The 19,284-nt window shown below is 62.3% G+C and carries 13 protein-coding genes; 6 read left to right on the top strand and 7 right to left on the bottom strand.

Features of this window, described 5'->3' with window-relative positions; translation table 11 throughout:
- Positions 1–9: 9 nt before the first annotated feature.
- From IGB42_RS02735 to IGB42_RS02705, 7 genes are all read right to left on the bottom strand, one after another.
- A complete protein-coding gene (locus tag IGB42_RS02735) occupies positions 10–654 on the bottom strand; it encodes a Smr/MutS family protein (protein ID WP_159666285.1) in 645 nt (214 codons plus the stop codon).
- A gap of 189 nt (positions 655–843) precedes the next feature.
- Positions 844–1,620: an SDR family oxidoreductase gene (locus IGB42_RS02730; RefSeq protein WP_159666280.1), complete on the bottom strand. Its 777-nt coding sequence runs from the start codon at positions 1,618–1,620 to the stop codon at positions 844–846.
- A gap of 303 nt (positions 1,621–1,923) precedes the next feature.
- Positions 1,924–3,351, bottom strand: a complete 1,428-nt coding sequence (gene mdtD / locus IGB42_RS02725) for a multidrug transporter subunit MdtD (protein WP_159666273.1) — start codon at positions 3,349–3,351, stop codon at positions 1,924–1,926.
- A gap of 197 nt (positions 3,352–3,548) precedes the next feature.
- Positions 3,549–6,170, bottom strand: a complete 2,622-nt coding sequence (alaS, locus tag IGB42_RS02720; protein WP_159666268.1) for an alanine--tRNA ligase — start codon at positions 6,168–6,170, stop codon at positions 3,549–3,551.
- A gap of 90 nt (positions 6,171–6,260) precedes the next feature.
- Positions 6,261–7,073, bottom strand: coding sequence for an ATP-binding cassette domain-containing protein (locus tag IGB42_RS02715; RefSeq protein ID WP_159666428.1), 813 nt, complete (start codon positions 7,071–7,073; stop codon positions 6,261–6,263).
- The gene (locus tag IGB42_RS02710) at positions 7,054–7,959 is read right to left on the bottom strand and encodes a proline/glycine betaine ABC transporter permease (protein ID WP_159666265.1); all 906 of its coding nucleotides are present in this window, start codon (positions 7,957–7,959) and stop codon (positions 7,054–7,056) included. Before IGB42_RS02710 ends, IGB42_RS02715 begins: the two co-directional genes overlap by 20 nt.
- A 3-nt stretch (positions 7,960–7,962) precedes the next feature.
- Positions 7,963–8,994, bottom strand: a complete 1,032-nt coding sequence (locus IGB42_RS02705) for an ABC transporter substrate-binding protein (protein ID WP_159666262.1) — start codon at positions 8,992–8,994, stop codon at positions 7,963–7,965.
- A gap of 385 nt (positions 8,995–9,379) precedes the next feature.
- Here IGB42_RS02705 and IGB42_RS02700 point away from each other — a divergent pair, with 385 nt between their 5' ends.
- From IGB42_RS02700 to IGB42_RS02675, 6 genes are all read left to right on the top strand, one after another.
- Positions 9,380–10,027 (top strand): TetR/AcrR family transcriptional regulator, encoded by a 648-nt coding sequence (locus IGB42_RS02700; RefSeq protein ID WP_159666259.1) that lies wholly within the window; start codon positions 9,380–9,382, stop codon positions 10,025–10,027.
- A 21-nt stretch (positions 10,028–10,048) separates the two neighbouring features.
- Positions 10,049–12,505 carry an acyl-CoA dehydrogenase gene (locus IGB42_RS02695; RefSeq protein WP_174764153.1) on the top strand — a complete coding sequence of 819 codons (2,457 nt, stop codon included), beginning with the start codon at positions 10,049–10,051 and terminating at the stop codon, positions 12,503–12,505.
- Positions 12,506–12,672: 167 nt separating this feature from the next.
- The gene (locus IGB42_RS02690) at positions 12,673–13,962 is read left to right on the top strand and encodes an OmpP1/FadL family transporter (protein ID WP_159666256.1); all 1,290 of its coding nucleotides are present in this window, start codon (positions 12,673–12,675) and stop codon (positions 13,960–13,962) included.
- Positions 13,963–14,251: 289 nt separating this feature from the next.
- Positions 14,252–16,627, top strand: coding sequence for a 3-hydroxyacyl-CoA dehydrogenase/enoyl-CoA hydratase family protein (locus IGB42_RS02685; RefSeq protein WP_159666253.1), 2,376 nt, complete (start codon positions 14,252–14,254; stop codon positions 16,625–16,627).
- Between the two features lie 200 nt (positions 16,628–16,827).
- Complete coding sequence (locus tag IGB42_RS02680) at positions 16,828–18,033, top strand: acetyl-CoA C-acyltransferase (RefSeq protein ID WP_159666250.1); 1,206 nt, start codon at positions 16,828–16,830, stop codon at positions 18,031–18,033.
- Between the two features lie 73 nt (positions 18,034–18,106).
- Positions 18,107–18,679 (top strand): chalcone isomerase family protein, encoded by a 573-nt coding sequence (locus IGB42_RS02675; RefSeq protein WP_159666247.1) that lies wholly within the window; start codon positions 18,107–18,109, stop codon positions 18,677–18,679.
- The last annotated feature ends 605 nt before the right edge of the window (positions 18,680–19,284 follow it).

Raw genomic sequence — 19,284 nt, 5'->3', positions numbered from 1 at the left:
CATCTGGCGCTATTTTTCCCGCCAGCCCTTCAGCAGTGCCAGCACCGCCCCCGCACCGCCATCCACGCTTCTGGCCTGCGCGAACGCCAGCACTTCATCGCGCTGCGCCAGCCAGTTTTTCAGCTTGAGCTTGAGTACCGGCTGCTTGTGCTTCGAGCCCAGCCCCTTGCCGTGGATGATGCGCACGCAGCGGCGGTTCTGCAGCCGGCATGCATGCAGGAACTCGGCGACCGCCAGCCGGGCGGTTTCCACCGTGTGGCCGTGCAGATCGAGCTGCGCCTGCACCACCCATTCGCCACGGCGCAAGCGCCGCAGCGTATCGAGCTTCATGCCCGGGCGCAGGTAGAGCAGTTCCTCACCGCTTTCCAGCTCGTCCCACGGCCAGAAATCGCTCATGGCATCGCTCATCACCTGCGCTTCGTCATGCCAGCGCTGCAGCGGCCACGGGCTGGGCTTTTGCGGCACATGGTGGAAGTGATCATCCACGAAGCGCCGCACGCCTTCGGTGGCCAGCACGAACAGTTCGTGATCGCTCAGGGGGGGCGGGGCAGGTGGCGGTGCCACCACCACGACCGGCTTGGCGGCCGCCTTCAGCACTTTGTGCAGTGGCTTCAACTGCTGGTAAAAGGGGCTCGATTTATCGGGCTTTTTCATCACGGCGGGTCAGCACGGCAGTGCATGCTGGCGGGAACGGGTAGCTGCCCACTTTACCGGGGTTGGCGCGATTTTGCTGGCCCGTCCTTCCCGGATGGCCGCCGGATGCGCATGCCGGTGATCAGCTATCGATCATTCAAAGTCTGTCCACGCGCTGCTTTTCACCCCGGCGCTAGCGTAAACAGGTTCTCAAACCACGGTGGGCGAGGCCGCACCATCCACCGTGATCGTCGTACCGGTCAGATAACGGCTGCGCTCCGATGCGGCAAACACCACGATGTCGGCAATTTCTTCCGGCTCGGCTGGGCGGCCAAGCGGCAGATCTTCCACCATGCGCGCGTAGGCCTCTTCCACGCTGATGCCGGCCCGGTCGGCTTGTGCGCGCACATTGGCGGTAACGCGCTCGGTGTGGGTGGTACCGGGGCTGACGCCCAGCACCCGTACCCCGTGTACCGCATAGGCATGGCCAAGGCCAGCGGTGGCCAGCATCAGCGCCGCATTGGCGGCGCCGCCGGCAATATGGGTTGGCGTCGGGATTTTTCCGCCTTTGCCGATGATGTTGACGATGCAACCCCGCCCGCGCTCCGCCATCAGCTTGATCACCGGATCGATCACATTGATGTAGCTGAAATACTTGGCGTCCATCGCCTCCCGCCAGGCCTGCGGGGAGAGCGCTTCCGCGTTGGTGCGCTGCGCCGCGCCGGCGCTGTTCACCAGGATGTCGATGGGGCCAAATTGCGCTTCCATTTGGATAACCATACTGGCTGCCGCATCGGCATCACGCAGGTCTGCGGCCACGGTATAGGCAGCGCCAAGCGCTGAGCTGGCGGCATCAAGGCTGGCCGCAGACCTGCCCACCAGCGCAACGCGGGCGCCCTCGGCAACAAACAGCCGCGCGCAGGCAAGGCCGATCCCTTTGCTGCCGCCGGTAATCAATACATTCTTGCCTTGCAAGCCCAGGTGCATGGTGTGGCGTTCCTGCTGGATGGTGTAGCGGGCCCGGCGGGGCGCTCATCAGCGCCGCACCAGCCCTCGCCAGCAGATCGTAAACAGCCTTGCGCTGCCTGTCATGCACTTGCGGTGGTGATATAACAAGTGCGTGCTACCGGTTGTGGGCAGTGCAGGCGGGGCATCGGGCAACAACCGCCGGTCTGCGTGCTGACGACCAGAAACTGGCTTGAGCAGGACCGGATGCCGCCGTGCAAGGTTTGATGCTTCTTGATTTCTCCAATCTGCTGTTGCGCCGCCATATGCTGCCGCCGCAGACACCTATTCCACATCACTCTGCGTACGCGGGCACTGCCGGGACGTATCACTCGCCAACTGGAAGAAAATGCCGGAAGCCGCCGCCGTCATCACCCCGACGCAGATGAAGGTGGCATGGAATGCCTGCAGCGTGCTGCCGGAGCCATGCGGTATGTTGTAGTGGTGGGAAAACAGCCCCAGCACCGCCGCGCCAGCGGCCACGCCCAGCGCCATCGCCAGTTGCATGATCACCGATAGCAGCCCGTTGCCGCTGCTGGCCTGCGCCGGATCAAGGTCCTTGAGTGCCAGCGTGTTCATCGCGGTGAACTGCACCGCGTTGGCTGCGCCGAATGCTGCGAACATCGCCACGCGCAACCACGCGGGCGTGGTAGGGGTGAGCAGCGCAAAGCTGGCGATCAGCACGCCCAGCAAGATGGTGTTGGCCACCAGTACATTGCGGTAGCCCCAGTGCTTGACCGATGGCGACACCAACTGACGCGTCACCATGCCCGCCAGCACCATCGGGATCATCGACATGCCGGCCTGGAATGGCGAAAAGCCGAAAGACACCTGCAGCAACAGCGGCAGCAGCAAGGGCATGGCACCAATGCCCAGCCGTGCAAAGAGATTGCCCAGCAAGCCCACCGCGTAGCTGTGCGTGCGGAACAGGCTGGGTGGAAAAAGGGGGGCGGGCACCCGCGTGGCGTGCAGCCAGTACGCGGCGATCGCCACCAGGCCAAATACCAGCAGCACTGCCACCGTGGCCTGCTGCATGCCCAGCTCCGCCAGGCCTTCCAGCGACAAGGTGAGCATCAGCATGCCGGCCGCCAGCAGGATGAAGCCGGTGGCATCGAAGCGCGTGTGCTCGGCCGCACGGAAATCGGGCATCAGGCGGAAGGTGGCAATGCAGCCGACAACGCCCACCGGGATATTGATCAGGAAAATCCAGTGCCACGACGCTGCCTCCACCAGCCAGCCGCCCAGCGTCGGCCCCACCAGTGGCCCGAGCATGCCGGGAATAGCGATCATGCTCATCGCGTCCAGGAAGCGATCACGCGGTACCGCGCGCAACACCGCCAGCCGGCCCACCGGCAACAGCATTGCACCGCCGATGCCTTGTAGCACGCGAGAGGCTACCAGTTGGGTGAGCGTGCCGGACAATGCACACAGCAGCGAGCCCAGCGTGAACAGCAGGATGGCGCCAAAGAAGATCTTGCGGGTGCCGAACTTGTCTGCCAGCCAGCCGGATGCAGGAATCAGCAGCGCCACGGTCAGCGCATACGAAATCACCACCGACTGCATGCGCAGCGGGCTTTCCCCCAGCGCCGCCGCCATGCTGGGCAGCGCGGTGTTGACGATGGTGCTGTCCAGCGTCTGCATGAAGAAACCGATGGCAACCAGCCAGATCAGCATGTTGTTGGCGGCGGGTTGCGGGGGCGGCGTGCTCTCCATGCGGTATGTCTCCGTGCGGTGCAGTTGGCGGGACCAAGTCAGGCCGGGGCAGGGCGGTTGTACTTGCGGCAGGCGCTGCCCGACGCAGTATAAGCCGCGTTGCGGGCCCGGGTTTATGCACGCTTACCCTGACGGGCGTTGCCACAAAGAAAAACACCCGCTTGCGCGGGTGTTTCCGGTGATGCAGGTCCGGCGGATCAAAGCTTCTCGCCCAGCCAGCCCGCCACGCTTTGCAGCGCGGACTGCAGGTTTTCCGGCTGGGTACCGCCGGCTTGGGCCATGTCCGGGCGGCCGCCGCCCTTGCCACCCACTTGCTGGGCCACAAAGTTGACCAGATCACCCGCCTTGACCTTGCCGGTCAGGTCCTTGGCCACGCGGGCGATGATGCTGGCCTTGCCGTCGCCATTGCTGGCCAGCACGGCAATGCCGTTGCCCAGGCGGTCCATCAGCTTGTCGCTCATGTCGCGCACGGTGGCGCCATCCAGGCCTTCCAGCAACGCAACCACCACGTTCACGCCGTTGATGCTGGTTTGCTTGACCAGGAACTCATCGACGCGGCCCAGCGCCAGCTGGCCCTTGAGCGCCTGTGCTTCCTTCTGCGCTGCTTTCAGGTCGGCCTGCAGCTTTTCCAGCTTGCCCAGCAGGTCACCCGGCTGGGCCTGTGCCAGCTCGGTGGCGGCTTTGAGCTCGGCTTCCTGCGCCTGCACCAGTGCCAGTGCGCCCTCGCCGGTGGTGGCTTCCACGCGGCGGATGCCGGCGGCAACACCGCCTTCGGTAATGATCTTGAACAGGCCGATGTCGCCGGTGCGGCTGACGTGCGTGCCACCGCACAGTTCGGTGGAGAAATCGCCCATTTTCAGCACACGCACTTCATCGCCGTATTTCTCGCCGAACAGCGCCATGGCGCCGGCCTTGATGGCGTCGTCGTAGCTCATCAGGCCCACGTCCACCGGGTAGTTCTGCATCACCACATGGTTGACCAGCGCTTCGATCTGGCGGATTTCCTCGCTGCTCAGCGCCTTGGGGTGGCTGAAGTCGAAACGCGTACGCTCGAAGGTAACCAGCGAGCCTTTCTGCTCCACGTGCGTGCCCAGTACTTCGCGCAATGCGGCGTGCAGCAAGTGCGTGGCCGAGTGGTTGCGCTGCGTGGCTTGGCGCTTGTCGAGGTCGATGCTGGCGGTCACCGCGTCGCCCACTTTCAGCGTGCCGCTGGCAACGCGGCCCTGGTGGCCGAACACGTCTGCCTTCACCTTTTGCGTATCGCTGACCGCGAAGTTGCCGGCTGCGGCACTGATGCTGCCGGTATCGCCCGCCTGGCCGCCGGATTCGGCATAGAACGGCGTGTGATCGAGCACCACCACGCCTTCATCGCCGGCGTTCAGCTGCTGTACCTGCTCGTTGCCCTTGTACAGCGCAATCACGGTGCCGGCACGCGTGGTTTCGGTGTAGCCGTGGAAGCAGCTGGCATCGCCGTCGTACGCCAAACCCGCTGTCATCTTGAAGGTGCCGGCGGCGCGGCCGCGTTCCTGTTCTTCCTTCAGTTCGCGCTCGTAGCCGGCCATGTCCAGCTCCAGATCGCGCTCGCGGCAGATGTCCGCGGTCAGGTCGATCGGGAAGCCGTAGGTGCTGTGCAGCGTGAACGCAGTCTTGCCATCTAGTACTTTCTTGCCGCCTTCCAGCGATTTTTCCAGCAGTGCCATGCCGATATCCAGCGTGCGGGCAAACTGTTCTTCTTCCGCGCGCAATGCCTCGGTAATGCGGTCCTGGCTGTCGATCAGCTGCGGGTAGGCGTCGCCCATCAGTGCTGCAAGGTCAGCCACCAGCTTGTGGAAGAACACGCCTTTCTGGCCCAGCTTGTAGCCATGGCGTACCGCGCGGCGCACGATGCGGCGCAGCACGTAGCCGCGGCCTTCGTTCGATGGCAGCACGCCATCGGCCACCAGGAAGGCACAGGCACGGATATGGTCGGCAATCACCTTCAGCGACGGCACGTCCTGGCTGTACGGCACGCCGGTTTCACGCGCGGCGGCTTTGACAAGGCCGGAGAGCAGGTCGGTTTCGTAGTTGGATTTCACGCCCTGCAGTACGGTGGACAGGCGTTCCAGCCCCATGCCGGTATCGACCGATGGTTTGGGCAACGGGTGCAGCGTGCCGGTTTCATCCCGGTTGAACTGCATGAACACGTTGTTCCAGATTTCCATGAAGCGGTCGCCGTCTTCATCCGGGCTGCCCGGGGGGCCGCCGGCAACGGAAGGGCCGTGGTCATAGAAGATTTCGGTGCACGGGCCACACGGGCCGGTATCGCCCATGGTCCAGAAGTTGTCGGATGCGTACGGTGCGCCCTTGTTGTCGCCAATGCGCACGATCTTGTCCGCGTCAACGCCCACTTCCTTGTGCCAGATGTCGTACGCTTCGTCGTCCGATGCGTAGACGGTCACCATCAGCTTTTCTTTGGGCAGGTTCAGCCATTGCGGGCTGGTGAGGAACTCCCACGCAAAGGTGATGGCATCGCGCTTGAAGTAATCGCCAAAGCTGAAGTTGCCCAGCATTTCAAAGAAGGTGTGGTGGCGCGCGGTGTAGCCGACGTTTTCCAGGTCGTTGTGCTTGCCGCCAGCGCGCAGGCATTTCTGGCTGGTGGTGGCACGGGTATAGCTGCGCTTGTCGAAGCCCAGGAAACAGTCCTTGAACTGCACCATGCCGGCCACGGTAAACATGATGGTGGGGTCGTTGTTGGGAACCAGCGGGCTGGAGGCAACGATCTGGTGCTGCTTGGAGGCAAAGAAGTCGAGGAATTTCTGGCGAATCTCGGCGGTTTTCATGGTGTTGGGCACGCGCGCGTATTGAATACGAAACCGCTAATTCTAAAGGAAATGAAGCGCTTGCGGTGGCTGCGGCACATTCGGTTGCATTCATGCCTGCGCGGTGATGAAGCGCGCCACGTAATCATCGGCTGGTGCACTACGCAATGCTTCGGGTGTGGCTTCCTGCACCAGCCGGCCATCGCGCAGCATGGCAATGCGGTGGCCCAGCCGGAATGCCTCGTCCACATCATGGGTGATGAAGACGATGGTTTTGTGCAATTCCTGCTGCAACGACAGCAACAGCGCCTGCATGTCGTGGCGGGTGAGCGGGTCAAGCGCGGAGAACGGTTCATCCATCAGCAGGATATCGGTATCCATCGCCAGCGCGCGCGCCAGCCCCACGCGCTGGCGCATGCCGCCGGATAATTCATCCGGGTAGCGCGCGCCGTAGCCATCCAGCCCCACGCGCGCCAGCCAGTGCTGGGCCTTGGCCATTGCATCGGCCTTGCGCTCGCCGCGTGTGAGCAGGCCATACGCCACATTGGCTTCCACGCTCTGGTGCGGCAGCAGGCCGAAGCCCTGGAACACCATGCTGATCTTGCGGCGGCGCAGCTCACGCAGCCCGGCGGCGCCCAGTTGCAGGATGTCTGCCCCGTCGAGCAGGATCTGCCCGGCGCTGGGGTCGATCAGCCGGTTGAAATGGCGCACCAGCGTGGATTTGCCCGAGCCGGATAAACCCATGATCACATAAGTGCCGCCTGCCGGAATGCTGAGCGATACATCGTTCAGCCCCACCTGGCTGCCGGTCTGCTGCTGCACGGTGGCTTTGTCCGCCCCCTGTTGCAGCAGGCGCAACGCGGCAGCGGCATCACCGCCATACAGCTTGTACAGGTGGCGCGCTTCAATGCTGGCCGGCTGCATCGGATTCACGCTTTTCACTATCCCGGTTTTCACCATTTATGCTGCGCAGCCGGCGTGGTTTGCCATAGGCCTGGGTGATGCGGTCGATGACGATGGCCAGCAGCACGATGGCCAGGCCTGCCTGCAAGCCCTTGCCCACGTCCAGCGTCTGGATGCCGGCCAGTACCTCTTCGCCCAGCCCGCGTGCACCGATCATCGAGGCAATCACCACCATGGCCAGCGCCATCATCACCGTCTGGTTGAGGCCGGCCATGATGGAGGGCAAAGCCAGTGGTAACTGCACACCCAGCAACAGCTGCCAGCGCGTGGTGCCGAACGACCAGGCAGCCTCGGTCACATCGTGATCCACCTGGCGTATGCCCAGATCGGTCAGCCGGATCAGCGGGCACACGGCATAGATAACGGTTGCCAGGATGGCAGGCACCTTGCCGAGGCCGAACAGCATCACCGCCGGAATCAGGTACACGAAGGGCGGCAGCGTCTGCATCACGTCCAGCACCGGCAGCAGCACTTTGCGGGCACGGGCCGATTGCGATACCAGCACGCCGGCCGGCAGGCCGATCAGCACCGTCAGCAGCGTGGCCACCAGCACCAGCGCCAGTGTCTGCATCAGCATGTCCCACAGGCCGAAGCAGCCGATCAGGTAGCACGCGGCAGTCATCCACAGCGCGTGCGTGATGCGGCGGGTGGCATGCAATGCCAGTAGCGCAATCAGCAGCAGCACCAGCCACGGCGGCGCGCCGCGCAGCAGTTTTTCCAGCGGCAGCAGCGCCCATTGCAGCACTGCATCGTTGAACGCATGCAGCGCATCGCCAAAGCGGATCACGATGAACTCGATGGCGCGGTTGGTGCTGTCCTTGATCGAGACCGGCAGGAAAATCGACATGCGTTATTTCGGTGCCGCCTTGAGTTTGGCCGCTACATCCGCCGGTACCCAGGCCTGCCAGACCTTGGGCTGCGCGGCAAAGAACAGCTTGGCCTCGGCCGCGGCATCGAGCTTGTTGTCTGCCATGTGGGCCAATGACTGGTTCAAGCGTTCAATCGGCACGTTGAAGCGGGTCAGGAATGCCGTCAGTGCCGGGTCGCCATCGGCCAGCGGCTTCGATAGTGCGGTCTGGATCAACGCTTCCGGCGCGGCGGAACCGCATGGGCTTGGATGATCCTTGTTGGCCAGCGTCTTGAAGCACGCTTCGTTGTACGCCGGCTCCTGCAGCTTGATGAACTTGTACTTGCCCATCAGCGCGGTAGGCGCCCAGTAATAGAACAGGATGGGCTTGCCACGCTGGTAGGCAGAGCTGATTTCCGCATCCAGCGCGGCCCCGGTGCCCGGGCGGAAGTTCACGTAGCTGCCTTCCAGCTTGTACGCCTTGAGCTTCTGGCTATTGACGCCTTCGCAAGTCCAGCCGGTGGGGCAGTTGAGGAAGCGGCCCTTGGCAGGTTCCTCCGCATCCCTGAATAGTGCGATATGGCCGGGCAGGTCGCTGACGGCCTTCAGCTTGGGGGCTGCTGCCTTGATGCCGCGTTTGGCATCGCCGTTGATCACGTAGTCGGGCACGTACCAGCCTTCGGTTGCGCCCACGATCACCTTGCCCACCGCCTTGACCTTGCCGGCGGATGCTGCCTTGTTCCAGGCCTCGCTGCGGCCTACCCATTCTTCGGCAATGATCTGGATATCGTTGCTGGCGAGCGCGTTTTCCAGCGTGACGGTATTGCCCGGCACGGTTTCGGTCTGACAGCCATAACCCTGTTCCAGCACCGTCCTGATCAGCTCGGTGAGCAGCGCGCCGCTTTCCCAGTTGAGCCCGCCCAGTTTCACTGGCTTGCCGGCCTTGCACCAGGGAGCCTCGGTGGCCCAGGCGGGGGCGCTAACGGCCAGGCTGGCCAGCAAGGCGATGCAGGCGAGGGGGCGGGGCAGGGTCATGGGGGTTTCCTGTGCGCAGTCGGTTGTGATCGTCGGGGCTGTGATCTTTCTAGCGCATCCTGCCGCGTTGCGCGCGGGCTGCCTAGTCGGCGCATGTAGGCGATATGAGTACGGCATGCGCGCTGTCGGCGGCGTGCCGGGCTGTCGCAGATCGCTGATGGGGTGCTCGGCAGGCTGGTCATCGCATGAGGCGAAACCGGCCGCTGCGGCATCGCGCCAGACCGCAACAACTGCCGTTCAGCCCTGTTTTGGGGCGTATTGCAGGTTAATTGCACGAATCCGGGTCAACACCTACTTGACGCATGTAATCGCGCTGCTATAGTTTCAAACATACGTTTGAATGTGAATAGTGCAGCACATCCCGTGCAGCACGCTGGAGAAAGCGATGGCGGAATCAGCCAAGGCCCAGGAGACATCCGTACGCATCCTTGATGCGGCGGAAATCCTGTTTGTGGAACACGGTTTCGATGGCACGTCGATGCGTTTGATCACGCAGTCGGCTGCCGTGAACATTGCTGCCGTCAATTATTACTTCGGCTCCAAGGACGGCCTGTACCGCGCGGTATTCGAGCGCCGTACCGAGCCGTTTGCCAAGCTCACCATTGCCAATATCGATGCGCTGGAGCGGGAGAAAACCGCCCCCGGCGCAGAGGATATCGTCGATGCCTTCATCAAGTCTGCGCTGCAGCTTGGGTCAGACCCGGCGCTGGGCGGGTTGACCTTCGTGAAGCTGCTGGCACGCGCCTACGTGGAGCCACACCCCATCCTGAAGGAAAGCATGCCGCGCCGCTATGGCGAAGTGGTGCGCCGCTACGCCGCCGCGTTGCAGAAGGCATTGCCGCATCTGTCGGAAACGGAAGTGCACTGGCGCTTCCACTTCCTGACCAGCGCCATGTTCAGCGCCTTTGCCGGCAACAACGTGCTGCGCCTGTTCATGGAACAACCCAAGACCAATGCGCGCGACCCCATGCAGGTGTCGCGCATGCTGATGCCATTCCTCGTCGCCGGCCTGACTGCGCCGGCAGCGAACTGATTCCTTTTCGGGGAGAAAGCTATGACTGTGCTGATTTGTCTGGTGGCGATCATCGCTGCCATCCTGTTGCTGGCGTACGTGCGTGCGCCGTTGTGGCTGTCGTCGCTGGCAGCCCTGGCGGCGGTCGGCTTCGGCGTGTACTGCCGCGGCGCGCACATCGGCTGGCTGGTTGCCGTGGTGCTGGTGCTGGCCGCGCTCAATATCAAGCCGCTGCGCCGCGCGCTGATCACCGGCCCGCTGTTCGGCATCTTCAAGAAAATCACTCCGCCAATGTCGCAGACCGAGCAGGAAGCGGTCGATGCCGGCACCGTGTGGTGGGATCGTGACCTGTTCTCCGGCAAGCCGGATTTCAGCAAGCTGCACAACTATCCGGCCCCCAAGCTGTCTGCCGAGGAAGAAGCGTTCCTGAACGGCCCGACCGAACAGCTGTGCGCGATGCTGGACGACTGGAAGATCACCACCGAGACCAAGGACTTGCCGCCGGAAGTGTGGCAGTTCATCAAGGATCAGGGCTTCCTCGGCATGATCATCAAGCGTGAATACGGCGGCAAGGCGTTTTCCAACTACGCGCATGCCCGCGTGGTCACCAAGATCGCCACGCGTTCCGGCTCTGCCGCAGTGACGGTGATGGTGCCCAATTCGCTCGGCCCGGGTGAGCTGCTGCAACACTACGGTACCGAAGCACAGAAGAATTACTACCTGCCGCGCCTGGCCAAGGGCGTGGATATCCCGTGCTTTGCGCTGACCAGCCCGGAAGCCGGCTCGGACGCCGGCGGCATCCCCGACTTCGGCGTGGTGACGCGTGGCAGCTATACCGATCCGCTGACCGGCGAGCAGCACGATGACGTGCTGGGTATCCGCCTGTCCTGGGAAAAACGCTATATCACGCTGGGCCCGGTGGCCACGGTGCTGGGCATGGCGTTCAAGCTGTATGACCCGGAACACCTGATCGGCCAGAAAGACGATATCGGCATCACTTGCGCGCTGATTCCCACCAATCACCAGGGCGTGAATATCGGGCGTCGCCACTATCCGGGCAGCGCGGTATTCATGAATGGCCCGAACTGGGGCAAGGATGTATTCATTCCGCTGGACTGGGTGATCGGCGGCGCAAGCTACGTCGGCCAGGGCTGGCGCATGCTGGTGGAGTGCCTGTCGGTGGGGCGTTGCATCTCGCTGCCGGCCATGTCGGTGGCGTCCGGCAAGGTGGCTGCTTATACCACCGGTGCGTATGCGCGTATCCGTAACCAGTTTGGCCTGGCAATCGGCCGCTTCGAGGGCGTGGATGAAGCACTGGCGCGCATCGGCGGCCATGCCTACCAGATGGATGCCGCACAGCGGCTGGCGCTGACTGCCCTCGACATGGGCGAAAAACCATCGGTGCTGTCGGGCATCCTCAAGTACCACAACACCGAGCGCATGCGCAAAGTCCTGAACGATGCCATGGACGTGCACGCCGGCAAGGCGGTGTGCGTGGGCCCGCGCAACTACCTGGCATCGGGCTACGGGGCGATTCCGGTGGCGATCACCGTCGAGGGCGCCAATATCCTTACCCGCAGCATGATCATCTACGGCCAGGGCGCCATCCGTTGCCATCCGTTCGTGCTCAAGGAAATGCGCTCGGCAATGAGTAACGATGCGGTGGCATTCGATGAAGCGGTGATCGGCCATATCGGCTTCACCATCTCCAACAAGGCCCGTGCCTTCGTGATGGGCGCCACCGGTGCGCGCTTCGTACGTTCGCCCAAGTCCGGCCCTACCGCGCAGAACTACCGCGACATCGTGCGCCTGTCCGCCGCGTTCGCTTTCCTGTCCGACATGGGCATGGCCACTTTGGGCGGCAGCCTGAAATTCCGCGAGAAATTGTCCGCTCGTCTGGGCGACATGCTGTCCGGCCTTTACATTGCCACCGCCGCACTCAAGAAATTCCATGACGACGGTGAACCGAAGGAAGACCGCCCGCTGGTGCGCTGGGCAGTCGAATCGGCACTGTATGACGTGCAAGAGGCCATGAACGGCTTCCTGAACAACCACCCGAACCGTTTCCTGGCATGGGGCATGCGCCGCGTGGTGTTCCCGTTCGGCATGAGCCTGAAAGGACCGGCAGACCGCGTGGGTACCCGGATTGCCCGCTCGCTGATGGAGCCATCGGCCAGCCGTGCCCGTCTGACCGAGTTCATGTACGTGCCCAAGGATGAAAACGATGCAGTCGGCGTGCTGGAGCCGGCAATGATCGCGGTGATCGAGACAGAAGGGCTGGAAAGCAAGCTGCGCCGCGCGCAGCGCGACGGACAGCTCAAGGCCATCACTGCGCGCGGCAGGCTGGAAGAGGCGCGCGCCAAGGGCTTCATCACCGAAGCCGAGTTTGCTTCGGTAGAGCGGGCTCGTCGTCTGAAGCGCGAGGTGATCATGGTGGATGATTTCGATATCGAGCTGAAACACGCAGACCCGGAAGCGGTGCGCCGCGTAGTGTTCTGAGTGTTGCGTGAGCCGAACAGGTGCATCAGTAGAAACCGCATCTTGTAGTGCTGTATTTGACACTACACGATGCGCTTGCCAAGGTTAATCAGTCGTTTGACTGAAACACCTGGATCTAACGAGTTGAATTTGCAGCCGGCACAGGCTGCTTCATGGAGAGCGCTAAGATGAAGAAAATCGCCCAGGCAGTGCAACTGATCGGTGCAGGCAGTGTGCTGCTTGTCGCCGCCCAGGCGCATGCATCCGGTTACCACTTTGGTGTGCAGAGTGTCAGCGCGCAGGGTATGGCCAATTCCAACGCTGCAGAAGCAGCCGATGCCTCGGTGGTGTTTTACAACCCGGCCGGCATCACGCACCTGGAAGGCACCAATTTCACCGGCGCCCTGATCGTGGTTGATCCGCACATCACTGCGTCCAATGTGAAGGCCAGCCGTACCGGCGTGCCTGCTGCATCGTTTACCGGTGGCAACGGTGGCGAACCGACCTCTCCGGTGGTGGTGCCGCAGATGTACCTCACCCATCAGGTCAACGATCAGTTGTTCCTGGGCCTGGGCCTGTTCGTGCCGTTCGGCGACAAGACCAAGTGGGACAGCAACTGGGCAGGCCGCTATAACGGCATCAACCTGGAGCTGGAAACCTTCGCGTTCAACCCGGAAATCGCCTACAAGATCAACGACCAGTTCTCGATCGGCGCCGGTGTGACTGCACAGTACATGAAGGCCAAGTTCAGCAAGGCCATCATTGCTGGCGTACTGCCCGCCGTGCCGCCACGCCTGGTGGATGGCCAGCTCAACTACGACGGCGACGACTGGGGCTACGGCTTCAACCTGGGCGCCACGTTCACCGTGGACCCGAGCCTGCGCTTTGGCGTGGCTTATCGCTCCAGCATCAGTAACAGCCTGAGCGGCGAAGCCAAGGGCAATGTGGTGGCCAGTGGTGCGCCGATTGCCGCGCTGACTTCGCACGGCACGATCGAGCTCGATACGCCGGAATCGTTCTCGTTGAACGTGTTCAAACAGGTGAACGAGCAGATCGCACTGACCGCGGACTACACCCGCACGTATCACTCCAAGCTGCAGGAAATCAAACTGGTGCTGGCCAACGGCAATAGCGCGACCATCCCGCAAAAGTGGAATGACACGAACCGCTACTCGGTGGGTATGTCGTACAAGGTGAGTGATCCGCTCAAGCTGCGCTTTGGCCTGGCGTTCGACGAATCGCCGGTGCCCAGCGACAACCTGCGCATTGCCGGCCTGCCGGATAGCGACCGTATCTGGTACTCGTTCGGCATCAACTATGCCATCAACAAGGATACCTCGATCGACGCAGCCTACACCTATGTCGATATCAAGGATTCGAGCATGAATACCTTTGAAGAAACCAGCAAGACCACCACCAGGGCTGATTTCTCCAGCTACGCCAACATCTTCGGTCTGCAAGTCAATTACAAGTTCTGAGAGCCTGTCTTGTGTGCTTGGCCATTTTCTCTCGCTACCGGCATCAAGAACCCGGCATAGCCGGGTTCTCTCCGGTTTTTGAAGGTGAAATGGCAGCTCTGCTGGTTTTGATTCCACTTCCCCCGCCCTCTTGCTACCGCGAGGGAGCCTCGCTGCACTTGCCGGTGGCGCGAACGGGGTCTTTGTAAAGCAACCGCTTGGGGTCATGGCTGGTTCCAAACGGCTGTTGCAGCCACCGGCGGGCGACGCAAGCCGCCCGTCTTTTACAGTGTTCTGAGAGGCAATCCAAATGGCTCATTCCGCGCCAATCCGCCGTGTGGCGGTGCTGGGTGCCGGTGTGATGGGGGCGCAGATTGCAGCGCACCTCGTCAATGCCGGTATCGATACCGTGCTTTTTGACTTGCCCGCCAAGGAAGGCGATGCCAACGGCATCGTGCTCAAGGCGGTGGATAACCTGAAAAAACTCAAGCCCGCACCGCTGATGTCCGCGATGCGTGCCGACCTGATCCAGCCGGCCAACTACGGCAGCGACCTCGCGCTGCTGGGCTCATGCGATCTGGTGATCGAAGCGATCGCCGAACGGCTGGACTGGAAGCTGGACCTGTACGCGAAGATTGCGCCGCATCTTGCGCCGCATGCGATCCTTGCCACCAATACCTCGGGCCTGTCGATCCAGAAGCTGGCCGATGGCGTGCCGGACGCGCTGAAAACCCGCTTCTGCGGTATCCATTTCTTCAATCCGCCGCGCTACATGTACCTGGTCGAACTGATCCCGACTGCAGGCACCCAGCAGGCCGAGCTCGATGCGCTTGAATCCTTCCTTGTTACCCGCCTGGGCAAGGGTGTGGTTCGCGCCAAAGATACCCCCAACTTCATTGCCAACCGTATCGGCGTGTTCTCGATGCTGGCAACGATTCATCATGCCGAACAATTCGGCATCCGTTTCGATGTGGTCGACGACCTGACCGGCCCGCGCATGGGTCGCCCCAAGTCGGCCACGTTCCGCACTGCCGACGTGGTGGGTCTCGATACTTTCGCCCACGTGGTCAAGACCATGACCGACAACCTGGCGGACGACCCGTGGCATGCGTTTTACCAGAGCCCGCCCTGGCTGGCCGCGCTGATCGAAAAAGGCGCACTGGGCCAGAAAACCCGCGCCGGTATCTACAAAAAGGAAGGCAAGGCGATTTCCGTACTCGACCCGAAAACCGGCGAATACGTGGAAAGTGGTCAGAAGGGCAGTGACGAAGTCAAAGCCATCCTCAAGCTGGAAGACCCGGTTGCCCGCGTGCAGGCGTTGCGCGAATCCGTGCACCCCGAAGCCCAGTTCCTGTGGGCATGCCTGCGGGATGTATGGCATTACGTGGCCACCTTGCTGCCGACCATTGCCGAATCCGCTCGCGATATCGATTTTGCCATCCGCTGGGGCTTCGGCTGGAAGCAAGGCCCGTTCGAATTGTGGCAGGCTGCCGGCTGGAAAGCGGTGGCAGCAGCCATCGATGCCGATATCGCTGCCAGCAAGAGCATGGCATCCACCCCGTTGCCGGCGTGGGTAGCCGGCGTGGACGGCGTGCATGCACCGGCCGGTTCATACAGCGCCGCGCAGGACAAGCTGGTGGCGCGCTCCACGCTGGCGGTATACCAGCGCCAGCTTTACCCGCCACAACTGGTAGGGGATGCCGAGCCCGATTATGGCGAAACCGTGTTCGAGAACGACAGCGTGCGCCTGTGGCTGCCGCCGGCCGCGCCGGATGTGCCGGTGCTGTCCTTCATCACCAAGGCGCATGCGATCGGCGCCAACGTGCTGGCCGGCGTGCAGCAGGCAATCAGGATTGCCGAAGAGCGCTACCAGGGCCTGGTGATCTGGCACCCGGAAGCACCGTTCTCGGTGGGCGCGGATCTGGCCAGCATGGGCCCGGCCTTCATGACCGGCGATTTTGGCGCCATCGAAACCATGGTGGCCGAGTTCCAGAACACCTCGATGGCGATCAAGTACGCCAAGGTACCGGTGGTGGGCGCTGCGCAGGGGTATGCATTTGGTGGCGGTTGCGAGTTCCTGATGCACTGCGCGCGCGTGGTTGCGGCGGTGGAAACCTATATCGGCCTGGTGGAAGTGGGCGTGGGCCTGCTGCCGGCAGGTGGCGGCTGCAAGGAGTTTGCATTGCGCGCCAGCCGCGAAGCCAAGGGTGGCGACATCCTGGCGGTGCTGAAGGATTACTACATGGCGATGGCCATGGCCAAGGTGGGCACCAGCGCCGAGGAAGGCCAGCAGATCGGCTACCTGAAGGATTCGGACGTGGTGCTGTTCAATACCAACGAGCTGCTGTTCGTGGCACAGGCGCAGGTGCGTGCGCTGGCGGCCACCGGCTACCGAGCCCCCGTCAAGCCCAAGACATTCCCGGTGGCCGGCCGTACCGGTGCTGCCACCATCAAGGGCCAGCTGATCAACATGCTGGAAGGCGGTTTCATCTCCAAGTACGACTATCACATCGGCGTGCAGATTGCCGAGGTGGTCACCGGTGGCGATGTGGATGCCGGCACGCTGGTGAACGAGGAATGGATATTGCGGCTGGAGCGTGAGCGTTTCATGGGCTTGCTCAAGAAGGGCAAGACGCAGGAACGCATCATGTACATGCTCGAGAACAACAAACCGCTCCGAAACTAACCGATCTGCGGGCCTCCGCGGCGCATGGCGGCGTCATCGGGGCTGGTTCGGCTGCTCATGGGCATCAGCCCATTCCGCGGCCTCACCATCCCCATTCCTTGCCCTGCACCACGGCCTTCCCGCAGCTCTGGCGGTATTCGCCTGTGCAGTTTGGAATTGAAGGCGGCCAAGGCCGCAAAATGCAACTTCAGGAGCTCATCATGAGCAAACAGATTCAGGAAGCCTACATCGTTGCTGCAACCCGCACGCCGGTAGGCAAGGCGCCGCGCGGCATGATGAAGAACGTGCGGCCGGACGACATGCTGGCGCACGTATTGCGCGGTGCGCTGGCGCAAGTACCCAATCTCGACCCCGCACTGATCGAGGACGTGATCACGGGTTGCGCGATGCCGGAAGGCGAGCAGGGCATGAACGTGGCGCGTATCGGCGCGCTGCTGGCCGGCCTGCCCAATACCGTGGGGGGCGTGACGATCAACCGGTTCTGCTCGTCCGGCATCAATGCGGTGGCGATGGCGGCAGACAAGATCCGGCTGGGTGAAGCGGACATCATGATCGGTAGCGGTACCGAGAGCATGTCCATGGTGCCGATGATGGGCAACAAGGTGGCGCTGAATGCGGATATCTTCGCCCGGGACGAAAACATCGCCATTGCCTACGGCATGGGCCTGACCGCAGAAAAAGTGGCCACGCAGTGGAACGTCAGCCGCGAAGACCAGGATGCATTCGCGGTGGAATCGCACCGCCGTGCGCTGGCCGCTACCGAAGCCGGCCTGTTCCGCGATGAAATCACCCCGCTGGAAGTGACTTACCGCGTACCCAACCTGGCCACCGGCGAAGTCGAGCACATCAGGAAAACGCTGGTCGATGACGAAGGCCCGCGCCGTGATACCAGTGCCGAAGGCCTGGCCAGGCTCAAGACCGTGTTCGCGGCCAAGGGCAGTGTCACCGCGGGCAACAGCTCACAGATGTCGGATGGTGCCGGTGCGGTGATCCTGGTGTCGGAAAAAATCCTCAAGCAATTCAACCTCACCCCGCTGGCGCGCTTCGTCACGTTTGCGGTGAAGGGCGTACCGCCGGAAATCATGGGCATCGGCCCGAAAGAGGCGATCCCGGCCGCGCTCAAGCTCGCCGGCTTGCAGCAGGATGACCTGGCGTGGATCGAACTGAACGAAGCGTTTGCCGCGCAAGCGCTGGCGGTCAGCCGTGACCTGAATCTGGACATGAGCCGCGTCAACCCGCAGGGTGGCGCCATTGCGCTGGGCCACCCGCTGGGCGCCACCGGCGCCATCCGCACTGCCACGCTGGTGCATGGCCTGCGCCGTGCCGGCAAGCCGGGCCAGTACGGCATGGTCACCATGTGCATCGGTACCGGCATGGGCGCGGCAGGCATCATCCAGAGCCTGTAGGAACACCGTAGCGTCAATCAGACAACGCGTTTGCCCACGGCCTGGTCCGTGGGTTTTTTCAAGGAGAGATGCGATGTGGAGCAAAACCCTGTGTGCCGGCCTGATGGCTGCGGTGCTGGCTGTTCCTGCGGTACAGGCCGCGGAGATCGCCGGCCAGAACGTGCCTGACAAAACTGAGCTGGCCAGCCAGTCGCTGCAGCTCAATGGCGGTGGCGTACGCAAGAAGCTGATGTTCGAGGTCTACCTGGCGGTGCTGTACACGGCGGCGAAAACCGGCGATGCCAATGCGGTGATCTCGGCCACCACGCCGCGCCGCGTGGAGCTGCGCATGCTGCGCGAGGTTTCAGCGGCCAAGATGCACGAATCCTTCGTTGAAGGCATGACCGACAACACGCCGGGGGCGGAAAAGCGCTTTGCCAACCAGCTGGAGGCGCTGGATAAATTGTTCAGGGATGTCGCATCGGTGGCTAAGGGCGATGTGATCGCGCTGGATTTCGTGCCGGGGCAGGGCACGCGGGTCAGTGTGCGCGGCAAGGCTTATCCGGTGATCGCCGGTGATGATTTCGCCAGCGCCATGTTGTCGATCTGGCTGGGCAAGGACCCGGTGCAAAGCAATCTGAAGGCGGCCATGCTGGGCGGAAAATAGCCACGCGGGGCACCCGCAGCACATCCCGGGATCAGGCCATGCGGCATACGCATGGCCTTTTTTCATATTGGGGAAACCACTGGTTATTAAGTAGTATTGTTACGCGAAGTACAAAACGTTAAAAAATGTTGCTACGTGTAATTTAGAGTGATTACGTGGCTTTGTTACTTTTTTATGTAGTATTGGTTTGCATGTTTTGTGAAAAATATCGTAGTTTTTCTACATTTTCGCTTGCACGTGTTTTGTAGTTTAGGTACAGTTTGTCTTGTCGAAGGCGAACCCGCCCGACACCACGGGAGCCACCCAAAAGGTTTGGTCCCCACTCAAGGAGAAGGCAAATGTTTACCCTTCGCAAAATTTTCAAGAACGCTGTGCTCGCACAACGTCTGCTGGTCAAGTCGTACGGCTGGCAGTTGACTCTGGTGCGTTAAGCGCCGGAAACCCCGCGCAAGCGGTTTGGCTTCACCTGCCCTCGGGCAGTTATCGACTCCTCCATCTTCAAGGCCCTGGTTGAACAATCGCAAGATTGATCCCATGGGCTTTTTTTTGCCTGCTGCCTGCCGCAACCATGTCCGGTGTCAAAAGAAAGGGGTTTCTCCTGCTTC

Source organism: Andreprevotia sp. IGB-42, assembly GCF_009848685.1.
GTDB lineage: Bacteria > Pseudomonadota > Gammaproteobacteria > Burkholderiales > Chitinibacteraceae > Andreprevotia.
The sequence above is the reverse complement of the archived record's forward strand: the minus strand, read 5'-3'. Positions and strand labels throughout refer to the sequence as shown.

Excerpts from the sequence above, each read along its gene's own strand:
- IGB42_RS02735 (WP_159666285.1), bottom strand. The coding sequence starts at position 654 with ATGAAAAAGCCCGATAAATCGAGCCCCTTTTACCAGCAGTTGAAGCCA.
- IGB42_RS02730 (WP_159666280.1), bottom strand. The coding sequence starts at position 1,620 with ATGCACCTGGGCTTGCAAGGCAAGAATGTATTGATTACCGGCGGCAGC.
- mdtD (WP_159666273.1), bottom strand. The coding sequence starts at position 3,351 with ATGGAGAGCACGCCGCCCCCGCAACCCGCCGCCAACAACATGCTGATC.
- alaS (WP_159666268.1), bottom strand. The coding sequence starts at position 6,170 with ATGAAAACCGCCGAGATTCGCCAGAAATTCCTCGACTTCTTTGCCTCC.
- IGB42_RS02715 (WP_159666428.1), bottom strand. The coding sequence starts at position 7,073 with ATGCAGCCGGCCAGCATTGAAGCGCGCCACCTGTACAAGCTGTATGGC.
- IGB42_RS02710 (WP_159666265.1), bottom strand. The coding sequence starts at position 7,959 with ATGTCGATTTTCCTGCCGGTCTCGATCAAGGACAGCACCAACCGCGCC.
- IGB42_RS02705 (WP_159666262.1), bottom strand. The coding sequence starts at position 8,994 with ATGACCCTGCCCCGCCCCCTCGCCTGCATCGCCTTGCTGGCCAGCCTG.
- IGB42_RS02700 (WP_159666259.1), top strand. The coding sequence starts at position 9,380 with ATGGCGGAATCAGCCAAGGCCCAGGAGACATCCGTACGCATCCTTGAT.
- IGB42_RS02695 (WP_174764153.1), top strand. The coding sequence starts at position 10,049 with ATGACTGTGCTGATTTGTCTGGTGGCGATCATCGCTGCCATCCTGTTG.
- IGB42_RS02690 (WP_159666256.1), top strand. The coding sequence starts at position 12,673 with ATGAAGAAAATCGCCCAGGCAGTGCAACTGATCGGTGCAGGCAGTGTG.
- IGB42_RS02685 (WP_159666253.1), top strand. The coding sequence starts at position 14,252 with ATGGCTCATTCCGCGCCAATCCGCCGTGTGGCGGTGCTGGGTGCCGGT.
- IGB42_RS02680 (WP_159666250.1), top strand. The coding sequence starts at position 16,828 with ATGAGCAAACAGATTCAGGAAGCCTACATCGTTGCTGCAACCCGCACG.
- IGB42_RS02675 (WP_159666247.1), top strand. The coding sequence starts at position 18,107 with ATGTGGAGCAAAACCCTGTGTGCCGGCCTGATGGCTGCGGTGCTGGCT.